The 14,764-nt window shown below is 68.5% G+C and carries 12 protein-coding genes and 1 tRNA gene; 5 read left to right on the forward strand and 8 right to left on the reverse strand.

Features of this window, described 5'->3' with window-relative positions; genetic code table 11:
* Positions 1–316 precede the first annotated feature (316 nt).
* The gene (locus tag OMP39_RS06810; protein WP_264894197.1) at positions 317–1,198 is read left to right on the forward strand and encodes an MBL fold metallo-hydrolase; all 882 of its coding nucleotides are present in this window, start codon (positions 317–319) and stop codon (positions 1,196–1,198) included.
* A 70-nt stretch (positions 1,199–1,268) separates the two neighbouring features.
* On the opposite strand, the gene OMP39_RS06815 is transcribed toward OMP39_RS06810, so the two are convergent.
* The 4 genes from OMP39_RS06815 to argA all read right to left on the reverse strand — a co-directional run bounded on the left by OMP39_RS06815 (position 1,269) and on the right by argA (position 4,804).
* Positions 1,269–1,574: an H-NS histone family protein gene (locus tag OMP39_RS06815; protein WP_264894199.1), complete on the reverse strand. Its 306-nt coding sequence runs from the start codon at positions 1,572–1,574 to the stop codon at positions 1,269–1,271.
* A gap of 201 nt (positions 1,575–1,775) precedes the next feature.
* Positions 1,776–2,819, reverse strand: coding sequence for a Fe(3+) ABC transporter substrate-binding protein (locus tag OMP39_RS06820; RefSeq protein WP_264894201.1), 1,044 nt, complete (start codon positions 2,817–2,819; stop codon positions 1,776–1,778).
* A 336-nt stretch (positions 2,820–3,155) separates the two neighbouring features.
* Positions 3,156–3,428, reverse strand: a complete 273-nt coding sequence (locus tag OMP39_RS06825; protein WP_264894202.1) for an oxidative damage protection protein — start codon at positions 3,426–3,428, stop codon at positions 3,156–3,158.
* Positions 3,429–3,463: 35 nt separating this feature from the next.
* Positions 3,464–4,804: an amino-acid N-acetyltransferase gene (gene argA, locus OMP39_RS06830; protein ID WP_264894204.1), complete on the reverse strand. Its 1,341-nt coding sequence runs from the start codon at positions 4,802–4,804 to the stop codon at positions 3,464–3,466.
* Between the two features lie 76 nt (positions 4,805–4,880).
* Here argA and hrpA point away from each other — a divergent pair, with 76 nt between their 5' ends.
* On the forward strand, positions 4,881–8,888 hold the full coding sequence (gene hrpA, locus OMP39_RS06835) for an ATP-dependent RNA helicase HrpA (protein ID WP_264894206.1): 4,008 nt from the start codon (positions 4,881–4,883) through the stop codon (positions 8,886–8,888).
* Positions 8,889–9,075: 187 nt separating this feature from the next.
* Here hrpA and OMP39_RS06840 read toward each other — a convergent pair whose 3' ends face one another.
* Together OMP39_RS06840 and OMP39_RS06845 are read right to left on the reverse strand one after the other, a co-directional pair.
* Positions 9,076–9,447, reverse strand: a complete 372-nt coding sequence (locus OMP39_RS06840; protein ID WP_264894207.1) for a hypothetical protein — start codon at positions 9,445–9,447, stop codon at positions 9,076–9,078.
* A gap of 88 nt (positions 9,448–9,535) precedes the next feature.
* A tRNA-Pro gene (locus tag OMP39_RS06845) sits at positions 9,536–9,612 on the reverse strand.
* Positions 9,613–9,707: 95 nt separating this feature from the next.
* Here OMP39_RS06845 and OMP39_RS06850 point away from each other — a divergent pair.
* The 3 genes from OMP39_RS06850 to OMP39_RS06860 all read left to right on the forward strand — a co-directional run bounded on the left by OMP39_RS06850 (position 9,708) and on the right by OMP39_RS06860 (position 11,108).
* The gene (locus OMP39_RS06850) at positions 9,708–9,914 is read left to right on the forward strand and encodes a hypothetical protein (protein ID WP_264894209.1); all 207 of its coding nucleotides are present in this window, start codon (positions 9,708–9,710) and stop codon (positions 9,912–9,914) included.
* A gap of 86 nt (positions 9,915–10,000) precedes the next feature.
* Entirely contained in the window at positions 10,001–10,597 is a 597-nt protein-coding gene (locus tag OMP39_RS06855; protein WP_264894210.1) for an acyloxyacyl hydrolase, read from the forward strand.
* A gap of 97 nt (positions 10,598–10,694) precedes the next feature.
* Entirely contained in the window at positions 10,695–11,108 is a 414-nt protein-coding gene (locus OMP39_RS06860) for an SET domain-containing protein (protein ID WP_264894212.1), read from the forward strand.
* Positions 11,109–11,147: 39 nt separating this feature from the next.
* Here OMP39_RS06860 and ligD read toward each other — a convergent pair whose 3' ends face one another.
* Positions 11,148–13,685: a DNA ligase D gene (ligD, locus tag OMP39_RS06865; protein WP_264894214.1), complete on the reverse strand. Its 2,538-nt coding sequence runs from the start codon at positions 13,683–13,685 to the stop codon at positions 11,148–11,150.
* A gap of 12 nt (positions 13,686–13,697) precedes the next feature.
* The gene (ku, locus tag OMP39_RS06870; protein ID WP_264894216.1) at positions 13,698–14,747 is read right to left on the reverse strand and encodes a non-homologous end joining protein Ku; all 1,050 of its coding nucleotides are present in this window, start codon (positions 14,745–14,747) and stop codon (positions 13,698–13,700) included.
* Between the last annotated feature and the right edge of the window lie 17 nt (positions 14,748–14,764).

Here is a 14,764-nt window from a genome sequence, read left to right on the forward strand (position 1 = left end):
GGACCTGGTGCCCGCAGAGAGTCGCTGCGCCAGCGGATCGGCGCGCCGAGCCTCAGTGAGGGTTGCTGGTCCCGAAGCGCCTTGGCGCGGCGACTTGCGCTGCCGGCGGACGAACCGTTGCTGCTTGCGGGGTCGATCATGGGCCCTCATGCCCGTGCGCCGTCGCTGCCGTCTGCGGTCGGCGCGTTCCGGCTGGGCCGCGCGAGGGGCGGTATTGACCCAACCCGAGGAAGAGCACGGGTGGGGCCGCTAGACTGCCAGGGGTGGGTGCACAGCCGAGCGACATTCCCGTTATTGAAGACCGAAGCCGCCAACCATGACGATACACATCGAGCCCTTCTTCGATTCGCGCACCTCGACGTGGAGTTACGTGGTGCACACCAATGATGCGCCGCAGGCGGTCGTGATCGACCCCGTGCTCGATTTCGATTCCAAATCGGGGCGGGTGTGGACGGAGTCGGTGGAGCGGCTGAGCGGCTATCTGCAGTCGAAGGGGCTGCGGCTGGAATGGGTGCTCGAAACCCATGCGCACGCGGATCACCTTTCTGCGGCGCATTGGCTGCGCGAACGGTTTGGTGCACGGGTCGGCATCGGCGCGGAGATTTGCCGGGTGCAGAAGGTATTCGCGGGCATCTTCAACCTGGGGCCCGGCTTTGCCACTGACGGGCGCCCATTCGACGCCTTGTTCCACGACGGCCAGGTGCTGGAAGCAGGACCGCTGCGCATCGAAGTGCTGCATGTGCCCGGTCATACTCCTGCCGATGTGGCCTACCGGGTGGAGGACGCGGTATTCGTCGGCGATACGCTGTTCATGCCGGACGTCGGCACGGCGCGCGCGGATTTTCCCGGGGGTGACGCCCACATGCTGTACCGCTCCATCAGGCGCCTGTTGAGCTTGCCCGGAGAAACCCGCTTGTTTCTGTGCCACGACTACCCGCCGGGCGAGCGCGCGCCTTGCGGCGTCACGACCGTGGCGGCCCAACGTGCGCACAACATCCATGTGCGCGACGGTATCGGCGAGGACGAGTTCGTGGCGATGCGCTCGGCCCGGGATGCCACCCTGGAGATGCCGGCGTTGCTGCTGCCTTCGATCCAAGTGAACATTCGCGCGGGGGAGTTGCCCGAGCGGGAGCCGAACGGCCGCCGCTACCTCAAGTTGCCACTGAATGCCTTCGGCGCACCGGGGTGGGACGGCTGAGAGCGCTGCGGGATGCGAAAACCCCGCGACGGCGGGGTTTGAGGGGGGCAAGGCAGAGACAGGCGCGGACTCAGACGGCGAGATCCTCGAGCTTCTTGCCCGAGGCGAGGGCCTGTTCGACCCACTTGGGTTGACGGCCGCGGCCCGTCCAGGTTTCACCGGTGGCGGGGTTGCGGTACTTGGGGGGCACCTTGCTTCCTTTGGTGGACGCGGGCTTGGCCGGGGCCTTGCCGCCGAGGTCGGCAAGCGTGATGCCGTATTGCGCCATCAGAGACTTGATCTTCGCGATCGCGTCGGCCAATTCCTGTTTGCGGGCCGCTTCGATTTGCTTTTCGAGTTCGGCCTTCTGGGCGAGGAGTTCCTGGTAGGTGGGCATATGCGCTCGAATAGGGGTTGGGATTCGGGGATAAACGCGCGCCGATAATATCCCAGCCATTCGCGCGACGGCAACCCGCGCGCGACCCTTGTGGCGAAACGCGGGTAAGTCCGAACAGACCTTCAGCCGCAGCCCTGAAAAATGAACGCCGGCCCGCGGCCGGCGTTGCGATTCACAAATCGTCGGATGATTTGCGGCTGATTACTTGAAGCCGACCCGGTCGAGGATTTGCTGGACCTTGGCCTGGTTGGCGCCGACCACCGAGATCGGGATCAGTTCGGTCTTGAATTCTCCCAGGCTCTCCAGCGCCGGATTGGGCGCCTTGACCGTCCTCACGACGGGGTATTCGTTGTTACCGTTGGCGAAGTACACCTGGGCCTGGTCGCTGGCGAGATATTCCAGGAACTTGACCGCCGCTTCGCGATTCTTGGCGTGCCGCGCGACCGCGCCGCCCGCGATATTGACGTGGGTGCCCCAGCTCTGCTGGTTGGGGAAGACGACGGCGACCTTCTCCATCACCTCTCGATCCTCGGGCTTGTTCGAGCGCATCAGCCGGGCGACGTAATAGCTGTTGGAGATGGCGACGCCGCATTCCCCGCTGGCCACGGCCTTGATCTGGTCGGTGTCACCGCCCTTCGGTTCACGCGCCATGTTGGCCACGACGCCGCGGGCCCAGGCTTCGGTCTTCTCGGGGCCGAGGTGCTCCATCAGCGAACCGATGAGGGAGAGGTTGTACGGGTGGGAACCCGAGCGGGTGCAGACCTTGCCCTTGTTCTTCGGGTCGGCCAGTTCCTCGTAGGTGTCGACGTCGTCGCGCTTGATCTTGGCTTTGTTGTAGACGATGACGCGCGCGCGTGTCGAGAGACCGAACCACTGGGAGCCCTGGCCCTTGTCGTCGCCGCGCAGGGTGGCCGGGATGCGGTCTTCCAGCAGCTTGGACTTGACCGGCTGGAAGAGGCCGTCCTGCTCGGCGCGCCAGAGCCGCGCGGCATCGACGAGCAACACGACATCGGCCGGGCTCGCTGCGCCCTCGCTCTTGAGGCGAGCGAGGATGCCCGCGTCGTCGGCGTCCACGCGGTTGATCTTGATGCCGGTGGCCTTGGTGAAGTTGTCGTACAGGGCTTCGTCGGTTTGATAGTGGCGGGCCGAATAGAGGTTGAGGACCTTGTTGTCTTGGGCCGCCACAGGGGCCGCGGCGAGGACGGCGGCCACGATGGTCAACGGGGCAACGATACGTTGGAACATGCAGACTCCTCGATAAAGGCGAGGAGATTGTAGCCGCGAACAAGAATGATTCTCAAAAGCATGACGTTCTGTGCGGGGAATGCGAACGCCGGCTTTGCGTCAGATCAGTACGGCCAGGGGCATGCAATTCGCGGCGACGAGGGGCCGCACCCTGGTATTGGGCGGAAGGGCTGTTGCCCGCGGCAGATGCGGGCGCCGAGAGGGCGCACCAGCGGGCGCCAAGTGGGGGACCCTTCGGGGCGCCAAGGGGGGGCCTGCGGGCGCCAAGGGGGCGGACTGTGCGGGCGCCGAGGGGGCGGACTCGCTGCGAGGGTCGAGTCCGGTACCGACGTGGGGTCAGTTGGACGGCGGCACGTAACCGGCGGGTTGGTCGGCCCCTTCGCCGAAGAAGAAGCGCTCCATCTGGCGAGCAAGGTACTGACGGGCGCGGGCATCGGCGAGGTTCAGGCGGTTCTCGTTGACCAGCATGGTCTGGTGGCGCAGCCAGGTCTGCCAGGCCTCCTTGCTGACGTTCTCGTAGATGCGCTTGCCCAGTTCGCCGGGATACGGCGGGAAGTCGAGCCCCTCGGCTTCCTTTTTGAGGTAGACACATTGGACGGTGCGGGGCATGGGGAACTCCTTGAGTCGTTTCGTCGTCGTCGCCTTCAGACCAGGCGTTTGACCAGAACCTGGGACCGGCGGTCCCAGTTGTACTTGCGCTTGCGGGCCTCGGGCAGCCAGTCGGGATCCACGGGCTGAAAACCCCGCCGGATGAACCAGTGCATGGTCCGCGTCGTGAGCACGAAGATGCTCTCGAGGCCCATCGCCTTGGCGCGTTGCTCGATGCGCTTGAGAATGCGCTCGCCGTCGCCCTGGCCTTGCACCTCGGGCGAGACGGTGAGCGCGGCCATCTCTCCGGTTCGCGCTTCGGGGTAGGGGTAGAGCGCCGCGCAGCCGAAGATCACGCCATCGTGCTCGATCACGGTGTAGTAGCCGATGTCGCGCTCGATCTCGGTGCGAGAACGTTTGACGAGTGTGCCGTCGCGCTCGAACGGCTCGATGAGTTGGAGGATGCCGCCCACGTCATCGGCCGTCGCTTCGCGCAGGCTTTCGAGCTTCTCATCGACGATCATCGTGCCGATGCCATCGTGGGTGTAGATCTCCATCAGCAGCGCGCCGTCCACCGCGAAGGGCAGGATGTGCGAGCGCTCCACACCGGCGCGGCAAGCCTTGACGCAGTGCTGCAGGTAGAACGCGGTGTCCGTGGGCTGCGTGGGATTGGGCAGCGAAGCCAGCAGCCGCTCGGCGTCGGCCAGCGCCAGTTCGGTGTCGATGGGGCTTTCCGGGTCGTCCAGCTTCTCGCGGATGCCGGGCACTTCGGTCAGGAAGACGAGCTTGTCCGCCTGCAAGGCGATCGCCGTGCTGGTGGCGACGTCTTCCATCGAGAGATTGAACGCCTCGCCGGTGGGGGAAAAGCCGAAGGGCGACAGCAGCACGATGGCACCGGTGTCGAGGGCCCGCCGGATGGCTGCGGCGTCCACCTTGCGCACGATGCCGCTGTGCATGAAGTCCACGCCGTCCACGACGCCCACGGGGCGGGCGGTGAGGAAGTTGCCCGAGATGATGCGCACGGCGGCGTTGGCCATCGGGGTGTTGGGCAGCCCCTGCGAGAACGACGCCTCGATCTCGAAGCGCAGTTGGCCGGCGGCCTCCTGTGCGCAGTCGAGGGCGACGGCGTCGGTGATGCGCATGCCGTGGCTGAAGCGCGAGGTCTGGCCCTTGGCGGCGAGCTGTTCGTTGATCTGCGGCCGGAAGCCGTAGACGAACACGATGTGGATGCCCATCGCGTGCAGGATGGACAGATCCTGCACGAAGGCGTTCAGTCGGCCCGCGGCAATGCCTTCGCCCGACATCGCGACCACGAAGGTCTTGCCGCGGTAGGCGTGGATGTACGGAGCCACCGCGCGGAACCACGGCACGAAGGTGTGGGGAAAGACCAGACTCATGGGGATGCGGAGGAAGGGAGGCGAGCCTGCCCCGGGGGGCTTTGAAATAATGCGGGATTTTGCACGATAGGCACCGATGAACGAGCGCGTGCGGCCTTCGCGGCCGCCCCGGCGGCCTGGTGCGGCGCAGGCCCATCCCGTCCCCCCCATCACCTTCCCCGAGTCGCTGCCGGTGTCGGCCAAGCGAGAGGAGATCGCACGGGCGATTGCCGAACACCAGGTGGTCATCGTCTGCGGCGAGACGGGCTCGGGCAAGACCACCCAGCTGCCGAAGATCGCGCTGGCGATGGGGCGGGGGCTGGGCGCGGGCGGTGCGGGCCTCATCGGCCACACGCAGCCCCGGCGCATCGCTGCCGCGAGCGTGGCCAAGCGCATCGCGCAGGAGCTGGGCACGCCTGTGGGCGAGCATGTGGGCTACAAGGTGCGCTTCCAGGACCGGCTCTCGCCGGGCGCCTCGGTCAAGCTGATGACCGACGGCATCTTGCTCGCGGAAACGCAGACCGATCCGCTGCTGCGAGCCTACGACACGCTCATCATCGACGAGGCTCACGAGCGCAGCCTGAACATCGACTTCCTGCTCGGCTACATCAAGCAGATCCTGCCGCGGCGCCCGGACTTGAAGGTGATCGTGACCTCGGCCACGATCGACGCCGAGCGGTTTGCCGAGCACTTCGCGAGCCGGCGCGGGCCGGCGCCGGTGATCATGGTGTCAGGGCGGCTCTATCCGGTCGAGCTGCGCTGGCGGCCGTTCGAGTGGGACGCTGCGGCCCGCCCCGCGGGGCAGGCGCCCGGCGCCTCGGCCAAGGCCGGCCGCTCGGACGACTACGACCTGAACGACGCCATCGCCGACGCCGTGGACGAGCTCTGGCGCGAAGGTCCGGGAGACGTCCTGGTGTTCCTGCCCGGCGAGCGTGAGATCCGCGAGGCCGCGGAGCATCTGCGCAAGCACCATCCGCCGGGGGTGGAGATCCTGCCGCTGTTCGCGCGCCTCAGCCAACAGGAGCAGGACCGGGTGTTCGAGCCGGGTGCCGCGCCGCGCATCGTGCTGGCGACGAACGTGGCCGAGACCTCGCTGACCGTGCCCGGCATCCGGTACGTGGTGGACTCGGGCCTCGCACGCGTCAAGCGCTACAGCTACCGCAACAAGGTCGAGCAGCTGCAGGTCGAGCCGATCAGCCAGGCGGCGGCCAACCAGCGTGCCGGCCGCTGCGGGCGCGTGGCCAACGGCATCTGCATCCGGCTCTACGACGAGCAGGACTTCGCCTCCCGGCCCCGCTTCACCGATCCGGAGATCCTGCGCTCGTCGCTGGCGGGCGTGATCCTGCGCATGAAATCGCTCGGCCTGGGCGCGGTGGAGGACTTCCCCTTCCTCGAGCCGCCGCCCCGGCGTGCCATTGCCGATGGCTACCAACTGCTCGCCGAGCTCAATGCGGTGGACGAGAACAACGAGCTCACGCCGATCGGGCGGGAACTCGCGAAGTTGCCGCTGGACCCGAGGGTGGGCCGCATGATCCTGGAGGCACGCGAGCGCCAGTCGCTCGCAGAGGTTCTCATCATCGCGGCGGCCCTGTCGGGCCAGGACGTGCGCGACCGGCCGATGGAGCAGGCCCAGGCCGCCGACGAGAAGCACCGCAAATTCGACGACGAGAAGTCGGAGTTCATGGGCTACCTCAAGCTGTGGAAGTGGCTGGAGGAGTCGCGCGGCGGGGCCCCGCGAGGGGCGGACGTCGCGCCCGGCGCCCGTGAGCAAGCCCCGAAGCTCTCGAACCGCAAGTACGAACAACTGCTGCGCGAGCATTTCATCTCGCCGCGCCGGGTGCGGGAATGGCGCGACATCCACTCGCAGTTGCACACGGTGGTCGCCGAGCACGGGTGGCGCCTCAACACCACGCCGGCGACGTACGAGCAGATTCATCTCGCCATGCTTGCCGGGCTGCTGGGCAACGTCGGCGTCAAGAGCGACGAGGACGAGTGGTATCTCGGGGCGCGCGGCATCAAGTTCTGGCGTCACCCGGGCGTGCACCTGTCGAAGAAGCCGGGCCGCTGGATCGTCGCGGCCGAGCTGGTCGAGACGACGCGGCTCTATGCGCGCGGTATCGCTGCCATCGAGGCGCAGTGGATTCCGTGGGTGGCTGGGCATCTGCTCAAGAAGCAACTGCTGGAGCCGCACTGGGAGAAGAGGCCCGCTGAAGTGGTGGCCCTCGAGCGCGCGACGCTCTACGGGCTGGTGGTCTACAACAACCGACGGGTGAGCTACGGCAAGGTGGACCCGGCGGCGGCGCGGGAGATCTTCATCCGCGAGGCGCTGGTGCACGGCGAGTGGGAGACCAAGCTGCCGTTCCTCGCCCACAACCAGAACCTCGTGCGGCAGGTCGAGGAGCTGGAGCACAAGTCGCGCCGGCAGGACGTGCTGGTGGACGAGGAGCTGATCTACGCCTTCTACGACCAGCAGGTGCCTGCCGACGTGCACAGCGGACACGGCTTCGAGCGCTGGTACCGGGAGGAAAGCCGTCGCCAGCCCAAGCTGCTCATGCTCACGAAGGAAGAGCTGATGCGCCACGAGGCGGCGGGCATCACGACGGCGGCCTTCCCGAAGACGATCCGGCTCGGCGGTGTCGACTGCTCTGCGACCTACCTGCACGATCCCGGCGACCCGAAGGACGGGGTGACCGTGACCGTGCCGATCTACGCGCTCAACCAGGTGAGCGAGGAGCGCTGCGAGTGGCTCGTGCCCGGCATGCTGAAGGACAAGGTGCTCGCGCTGCTCAAGAGCCTGCCTCAGAAGCCGCGTGCGCGACTGGTGCCGCTGCCCGAGTTCGCGGACGCGTTCCTGTCCAGTGTGCCGTTCGGGCAGGGCAGCCTGATCGAGGCGCTGCTCAAGGCCGTGCGCGAACGCTCCCAGCTCGACGTCAAGCGCGCCGACTTCAAGCTCGAGACGCTGAGCCCGCACCTGTTCATGAACTTCCGCGTGGTGGACGAGCATGGACGCCAGTTGGGCATGGGGCGGCAGCTCGCCACCCTGAAGGCCGAACTGGGCGGGCAGGCGCGCAGCGCGTTCCAGGCGTTGGCAGCGCTCAAGGTCGCGGGCCTGAAGCCGGCGGCCGACGTGCCCGAGGCGGCGCCCGCCGCGAAGCGCCCGGCCTCGCCGCCCTCGTCGTCCTCGAAGGCGGGCGGCACCTCTGTGCCCGCCGGGGCCGCCGAGGCCGCCGGGGCCGCGGTTGCTCGCGCGCCAGCCGCGGGCGCGACGAGCGCGCGCCACACGGCGTGGACCTTCGGCGAGTTGCCCGAGCTGATGGAGATCGGCCGCATGGTCGGTTTCCCGGCGGTGGTGGACAAGGGCACGCATGTCGAGATCGAGGTGTTCGACGAACCCGAGGTGGCCGCCGCGCGACACCGCGCGGGGCTGCGCCGGCTCGTGGCGCTGCAGATCCGCGAGCCGCTCAAGTACCTGGAGAAGAACCTGCCCGACTTGCAGAAGATGGCGGTGGCCTACATGGGGCTGGGCACGGCCGAGGAATTGCGCGACCAGATCATCGAGGTGGCGATGGACCGCGCGTTCCTGCAGGAGCCCTTGCCGCATGACGAGGCGAGCTTCAAGGCGAGGGTGGACGAAGGGCGCACCCGGCTCAATCTGATCGCCCAGGAAGTGGCCCGGCTCGCCGGCGCCATCCTGGCCGAATACCAGGCCGCCGCGCGCAAGCTGAAGGACGCGCGCCCCCCCAAGGAGGTGGCGGACGACGTGGCGGCGCAGTTGCAGCGTCTGATGCCCAAGCGCTTCCTGGCCGGGGCGCCCTATGCGCAGCTGCAGCACTACCCCCGCTACCTCAAGGCTGTGCAGATGCGGCTGGACAAGCTGCGCAGCGATCCGGCCCGGGACGCGCAGCGCATGGCCGAACTGCGGCCCCTGGAGCAGCGGTATCTGCGCCGCCTCGCGGAGCTCAAGGGCCAGCACGACTCGCGTTTGGAGGAATTCCGCTGGTTGCTGGAGGAGTTGCGGGTGAGCCTCTTCGCGCAGGAGCTGCGCACACCTCAACCGGTGTCCGCCAAGCGGCTCGAGAAGGTCTGGGCGCAGATCTCGACCTGAGGCCCGGCCGCCCGAAGCCGGGCCGCGACCCCCGTGGGGGAGGTAGGGCGCACGCCCCGGGGGCAAAGACATAAGGCCGCCCATGGACGCGCGCGCTCGTTGCGGCCTCGAGGTCGTGGATCGCTGCCGAGGCCGGCATGCCCGGTGAGGGTGGAGGTGCGGGGCTCGCCGCCGCCCTCTGGGTGCGTCACTCGGGGTCTGCCTCGACCTCGGCGGGGGCATAGGCCCGCATCTGGTCGCAGACGTTGCGGCCGGTGATGGTGAGCTTCAGTGCGCCGCCGTGCCATTCGAGCCAGTCCAGTGCCAGCAGCGGTCCGAGTTCGCCTTCGTCGATCAGATCCATCCGGCGCTGGCGCATGTGCTGCACCACCGTCAGCAGCCGCTGCCGCAATGCCTGCTCGGCGGTCGCGGGGGCAGTGTCGTCTTCGACGGCACCGGCCCCTCGCTGGGATCGCGGCGGGGACGGGCGCCTTTTGGCCGCCGGGGCGGGGCGCGAGGTGCCGGAGAACTGCTCGATCATCATCGACCAGTGGCTGTTGCCGAAGTCGTTCGTCGCCATGGCGTCTTACTCCCGCTGCACCGGCGCGACCGAGGCCGCGCCCAGAAAGCAAAAAGGGCCGACCACGACGGTCGGCCCTCGAAGGGAATGGTCGGGGTGAGACGATTCGAACGTCCGACCCACTGCTCCCAAAGCAGTTGCGCTACCAGGCTGCGCTACACCCCGCATGGAAGGCATTGTACGGCGCACGGCGCGTAGGACGGCGCCGACAGCAGGGTCGCCTCGGGCACCGACGCGCCGACGCCACGGCGCTTCGTACGATGGTTCCCAACATCGGCATGGAGGAGACGGCGATGTGGACCTGGACCATGGGACTGAAGTTGGGGGCCCTGGTGGGGCTGGTGCTCGGCCTGATCGCCATCGCGCTCGAGGAGGCCATGCCGGAACTGCTGCTCGCCCTGGTGGCGATTCCCGCGGCTGCCGCCGTCTCGTCGGGCCTGGCGGCCTTCCTCGATCTGGACCGTTGAGCCTCGCTCGCGCCAAGGCCACGGCACGCGGCTTGCCGTGGCTTGCGCGGGCCCGGTGAGGTGCGGGCCGCTTCGAGGAGGTCGACATGGGGCTGTATTGCGCCTGGCGATGGTTCGTCCATGCCTCGGTGCGAGCAAGGTGGATCGCGGCGGCGGTGCTGATCGCCCTGCTGGCGAGCGCCATCCCCGCGCCGGCCCAGGCGCAGACTTGGCAGCCGCGCATGTGGTTCTTTCAAGGTGGGTGGGCGGAGCAGCATACGCGCACCTGGACGGTGGGCGTCCTTTGGCCCTGGCGGTCATCGTGGCTTTGGGCCGGCGGCGCGTGGTCCGGATACTGGGAGGCCGCGCTCGGCCGCTGGAGCACCGACGGCACGGACGGGCGAGACCGCGCGTGGGTCACGCAGTTCGGCGTCACGCCGGTGTTCCGCTATCAGAAGGACCGCTCGCCGTGGTTCTTCGAGGCCGGCGTGGGCGTCACCTTCATCGCGCCCATCTACCGCAATCCCCGCAAGCGGTTCAGTACCACCTTCAACTTCAACGAGCAGCTGGCCGTGGGCCGCCATTTCGGAGGGCAGGGCGAGCATCAGCTCTCGCTGCGCGTGCAGCACGTCTCCAATGGCGGCATCCGGCATCCCAACCCCGGGGAGGACTTCATTCAGTTGCGCTACACCCGGGCTTTTTGAGCGACCGACGCCACGGCCGGTTTGTTATCGTCGCGGCACGAGCGCATGCGCTGAGGCCCCCGAAGGCCGTGCCGGGCCGCTCGGGAGCCTGTCCGACATGAATCCATCCGTTCCGAAGTTCGCCGTCGTCGTGCAGCCGAGTCCCATCGACGGGATGGGCGTGTTCGCAGCGGAGCCGATCCCCGCGTACAAGAAGATCGGAGAGTTGCGTGGCGAGTCGATCAGCGTGCGGGAGGCGCGTCGGCGAGCCAAGCGGCAGCAGCGCATCATGATCGTCGAGGTGTCCGACAAGCGGGCGATCGATGCGTCGCAATCCCAAGACGCCATGCGCTACACCAACCACTCATGCTCGCCCAACACCGTGCTGCGCATTCGCCAGGGGCGGGTCGAGTTCTATGCCTTGCGCCCGATCGCTCCCGGGGAGGAGCTGACCGCCAACTACGGCGAGACCCATCACGAAGGCACCTTGCCGTGCCGGTGCGGCGCGCCCAATTGCCAGGGCCGCATCTAGGGCTCTCGTGAGTCGGCGGCCTCTCGAGAGCGACGGCGATCACCCGTCGAGTCCGAGGGCTCGCATCATGTTCACCGTGAGGGTGCGGCGGCTTTCTTCGTAGGCTGCCCAAGCGGCATCGGCCCCGGGTGCGTGGGCGAGGGCATTGCGGATGTTGAAGTGCTCGCCGCGCAGGTCCTCTCGCGGGTCGAGAGCCTCCCAGGCGAGCGGCATCGACACCGGGGCACCGGGCCTGGCGCGCAGCGAGTAGGCCGCCACGGCCGTCGCCCCCCGTCCGTTTCGCAGGTAGTCGACGAAGATGCGGCCTTCGCGCCTGGTCTTGGTGAGGCGGGCAGTGAAGCGCTGGGGCGCCACCGTCGCCAGCCGCGAGGCCACGGCCTTGGCAAAGGCCTTCACCTCGTCCCAGCCTCGGGTGGTCCGGATGGGCGTCACGATGTGCAGACCCTTGCCTCCGGTGGTCTTCAAGAAGGCCACGAGGCCGAGTTCCTCCAGCAGCACGCGCGTCAACTGGGCCGCCTCGACCACCGACGACCAGGGCAGGTCGGGGTCGGGGTCGAGGTCCATGGTGAGGCGGTCCGGACGATCGGGCCTGGGCATGCGTGCGCCCCAGGTGTGGAACTCGACGTTGCCGTACTGCGCGAGGGCGATCACGCCCTCGATGCTCGTGACCGCCACCTGGGTGTCGGGCCCCTCGCTGGAGGGCACCTCGACCGCCACGACACCGTCCGGCAATCGGGTCTGCACGTGCTTCTGGAAGAAGCAGTCGCCTCCCGTGCCCTGCGGGCAGCGAACGAGGCTGAGCGGTCGGCTCAGCAGGTGAGGCAGGAGATGTTCGCCGATCGCTTCGTGGTAGCGCACGACCTCGAGCTTGGTCACCCGCGGCACCGAGTAGACCAGACGGTGCGGGTTGGACACGGGGATGCCGCGCACGTCGGCTCGCCGCTCCTTCGCAGAGGCGCGGGGAGCGGTGCCCGCCGCTGCCGCGGGGGAAGCCGTCGGCCCGGATGCAGGATCGTCGGGAGCAGAGCGCGGCTCGGCGACTTCTCGGCGGACTTCCTTGGCCGGCTTGTCCTCGCGCACCCCGACGAAGGAGGCCTGCCGCAAGAGGCCTTCATGCGTCCAGGTGGCAAAGCGCACCTGCACCACCAGCTCGGGCCGGACCCAGTGCACGGTGGTGGCCCGCGGCAGGGTGGGGCGCGGCACGAAGGGGCAGCGGGGCGCACGCAGCGGCTGCAGGCGCTGCCACATCTGTGCCAGGGTGCGCTCGTCGAATCCGCTGCCCACGCGCCCCGCATAGCGGAGCTTCCCTTCCTCGTCGTGGATGCCCACCAGCAGCGCGCCCAGGTGGCCCCGGCTGCCGCCTGGCTCGGTGTAGCCCCCCACGACCACCTCCTGCTCGCCGCGACACTTGAGCTTGATCCAGTGCGGGCTGCGGCCGGCGCGGTAAGGGGCGTCCAGGTGCTTTCCGATCAGGCCTTCCAGGCCCATGCGGCAGGCCGCTTGCAGCACGGCCTGTCCCACGTACTGGGGGTCGAGCGGGCGGCTGCGCGCCAGGGGCACGCCCGGTGGCAGCTGCTCGAACACGCGGTCCAGCACCTCCAGTCGTGCGTGCAGCGGTTCCTCGCGCAGGTCGCGGCCGCCCCACCAGGGCACGTCGAAGACCACGTATTCCACCTGCGAGGCATCGCGGTCCAGGGCCGCCTGCAATGCGTGGAAGTCGGTGCGGCCTTGTGCGTCCATCACGACGATCTCGCCGTCCAGCCAGCCGGAGCCGAGCCGCAAGACGGACAGCGTTCGCACGAGGGCCGATAGCCGATCCGTCCACTCCAGGCCGTTGCGACTGAACAGCCTGACGTGCTCACCCTCCAGGCGGGCCAACATCCGGTAGCCGTCGTACTTGATCTCGTAGACCCAGCGGTTGCCCGCCGGCGGGCGGTCCACGAGCGTGGCGAGTTGGGGCTCGATGATCTGCGGGGGTGCTGCGCCGGCGGCCCACCTGCCGTTGCGGGCGCGCGTGGGGGGCGTGGGCGGGCCGGCGGGCAGCGGGGTGGGTTCTTCATGAAGCACGGCGTCGCCATCGCCGGGACGTGCGTGGGGGTCCCGGCGCTTGCGCAGCATCCACTGCGTGGGTTCGTGAGCGAGCCGGTACAGCGTCCACTCGCCATGCAGACGGGTGCCGCGCAACTCGAACTGCAGCTTGCCGCGCCGCAGCCCCTCGTCCACGTCGCCTCGAGGAATCCAGACGCCGCGATCCCAGACCGCCACTTCTCCGGCCCCGTAGTGTCCGGGTGGAATGGTGCCTTCGAAGTCGGCGTACTCGAGGGGGTGGTCCTCCACCTGCACGGCCAGCCGCTGGATGTCGGGATCGAGGCTCGGGCCTTTGGGGACCGCCCAGCTCTTGAGCGTGCCGCCCCACTCGAGCCGGAAGTCGTAATGGAGCCGCCGCGCCGCATGTCGCTGCACCACGAACTGCAAGCCCTGCGGTTCGCTACGGCTTTCAGGTCGGCCGGTGGGCTCGGGCGTGGCGGCGAAATCGCGCTTGGCGTGGTAGGGGGCGAGCGGGTCGGGGCGCGGCATCGCGGGGGGCACTCATGCGCGCTTGCGCCGTGGTGTGGAGGCGGGCTTGCGGGCAGCCTCCACACGCCCGGAGGTGGGCGCCGTCGGCTTGCGCGACGCGGGGGTCTTGCGCGTGCGTTCACCCGCCGTGGCCTCCTCCTCGTGGGGCTTGCCGCGAGCGGGGCGCGTGGCGGGCGCGGGCGATGGCGCGGAGGAAGTCTTGCCATCCCCACGCATCGGCTTGACCGCGCCGCGGCCATCGCCCGCAGACGTATCGCGCTGCGCGCGCTGTACGCTTTGCCGCAGGGCGGCCATGAGGTCGATGACCTCGGCCCCTCGCCGGGCGGGAGTCTCCTCCTCGCCCACCGCAGCCAGCGTGTGTGTCTGCCCGGCCCGGATTTTGGCCTCGATCCGCGCGAGCAGGTCCTCTCGATACGTATCTCGATACTGCTCGGGGCGCCAGGGCTCGGTCATCTGATCGACGAGCTGCTGCGCCATCTCGAGCTCGCGCGCGCCCACCCCGACCGCCTCGAGATCTTCCTGCGGCACGTAGAGGTCGTCTGCAGAGAGCATCTCGTCGGCGAATCGCATCGTGTTGAGCACCAGCACCGGACCTTCCACGCGCACGGCCGCCAAGTGCTGCTTGGTGTGCATCACGACGGTGGCGATGCCGATGCGCCCGCTGCGCTTCATCACCTCGCGTAGCAGCGCGTAACCTTTTTCTCCACGTTTGCCGGCTTCGAGGTAGTAAGGCGTCTCGAAGTACGAAGGCGACACCTCGGCCGCGTCGACGAAGGCCAGGATGTCCACGGTCTGCGTCGCTTCGGGGTTGGCCTGGCGGAAGTCCTCGTCCGACATCAGCACGTACTCGTCGCCTTCGTAGCGGTAGCCTTTGACGATGTGCTCCCCCTCGATGGGTTGCCCGGTGCGTTTATTGATGCGCCGATAGCCCACGGGGGCCATGTCGCGCTTGTCGAGCCAATCGAAGTCGAGGTCCTGGCGGCGGGAGGCGGCCCGCAGCGTGACCGGGATGTGCACCAGGCCGAAGGTGATCGCGCCTTTCCAGACGACGCGTGCTGCCATGTGCGGGACCTGCTCGC

Origin of the sequence: Schlegelella aquatica, from assembly GCF_026013905.1 — a bacterium.
In the GTDB taxonomy this organism is placed as follows: Bacteria; Pseudomonadota; Gammaproteobacteria; order Burkholderiales; family Burkholderiaceae_C; genus Caldimonas; species Caldimonas aquatica.

Excerpts from the sequence above, each read along its gene's own strand:
- OMP39_RS06810 (WP_264894197.1), top strand. The coding sequence starts at position 317 with ATGACGATACACATCGAGCCCTTCTTCGATTCGCGCACCTCGACGTGG.
- OMP39_RS06815 (WP_264894199.1), bottom strand. The coding sequence starts at position 1,574 with ATGCCCACCTACCAGGAACTCCTCGCCCAGAAGGCCGAACTCGAAAAG.
- OMP39_RS06820 (WP_264894201.1), bottom strand. The coding sequence starts at position 2,819 with ATGTTCCAACGTATCGTTGCCCCGTTGACCATCGTGGCCGCCGTCCTC.
- OMP39_RS06825 (WP_264894202.1), bottom strand. The coding sequence starts at position 3,428 with ATGCCCCGCACCGTCCAATGTGTCTACCTCAAAAAGGAAGCCGAGGGG.
- argA (WP_264894204.1), bottom strand. The coding sequence starts at position 4,804 with ATGAGTCTGGTCTTTCCCCACACCTTCGTGCCGTGGTTCCGCGCGGTG.
- hrpA (WP_264894206.1), top strand. The coding sequence starts at position 4,881 with ATGAACGAGCGCGTGCGGCCTTCGCGGCCGCCCCGGCGGCCTGGTGCG.
- OMP39_RS06840 (WP_264894207.1), bottom strand. The coding sequence starts at position 9,447 with ATGGCGACGAACGACTTCGGCAACAGCCACTGGTCGATGATGATCGAG.
- OMP39_RS06850 (WP_264894209.1), top strand. The coding sequence starts at position 9,708 with ATGGTTCCCAACATCGGCATGGAGGAGACGGCGATGTGGACCTGGACC.
- OMP39_RS06855 (WP_264894210.1), top strand. The coding sequence starts at position 10,001 with ATGGGGCTGTATTGCGCCTGGCGATGGTTCGTCCATGCCTCGGTGCGA.
- OMP39_RS06860 (WP_264894212.1), top strand. The coding sequence starts at position 10,695 with ATGAATCCATCCGTTCCGAAGTTCGCCGTCGTCGTGCAGCCGAGTCCC.
- ligD (WP_264894214.1), bottom strand. The coding sequence starts at position 13,685 with ATGCCGCGCCCCGACCCGCTCGCCCCCTACCACGCCAAGCGCGATTTC.
- ku (WP_264894216.1), bottom strand. The coding sequence starts at position 14,747 with ATGGCAGCACGCGTCGTCTGGAAAGGCGCGATCACCTTCGGCCTGGTG.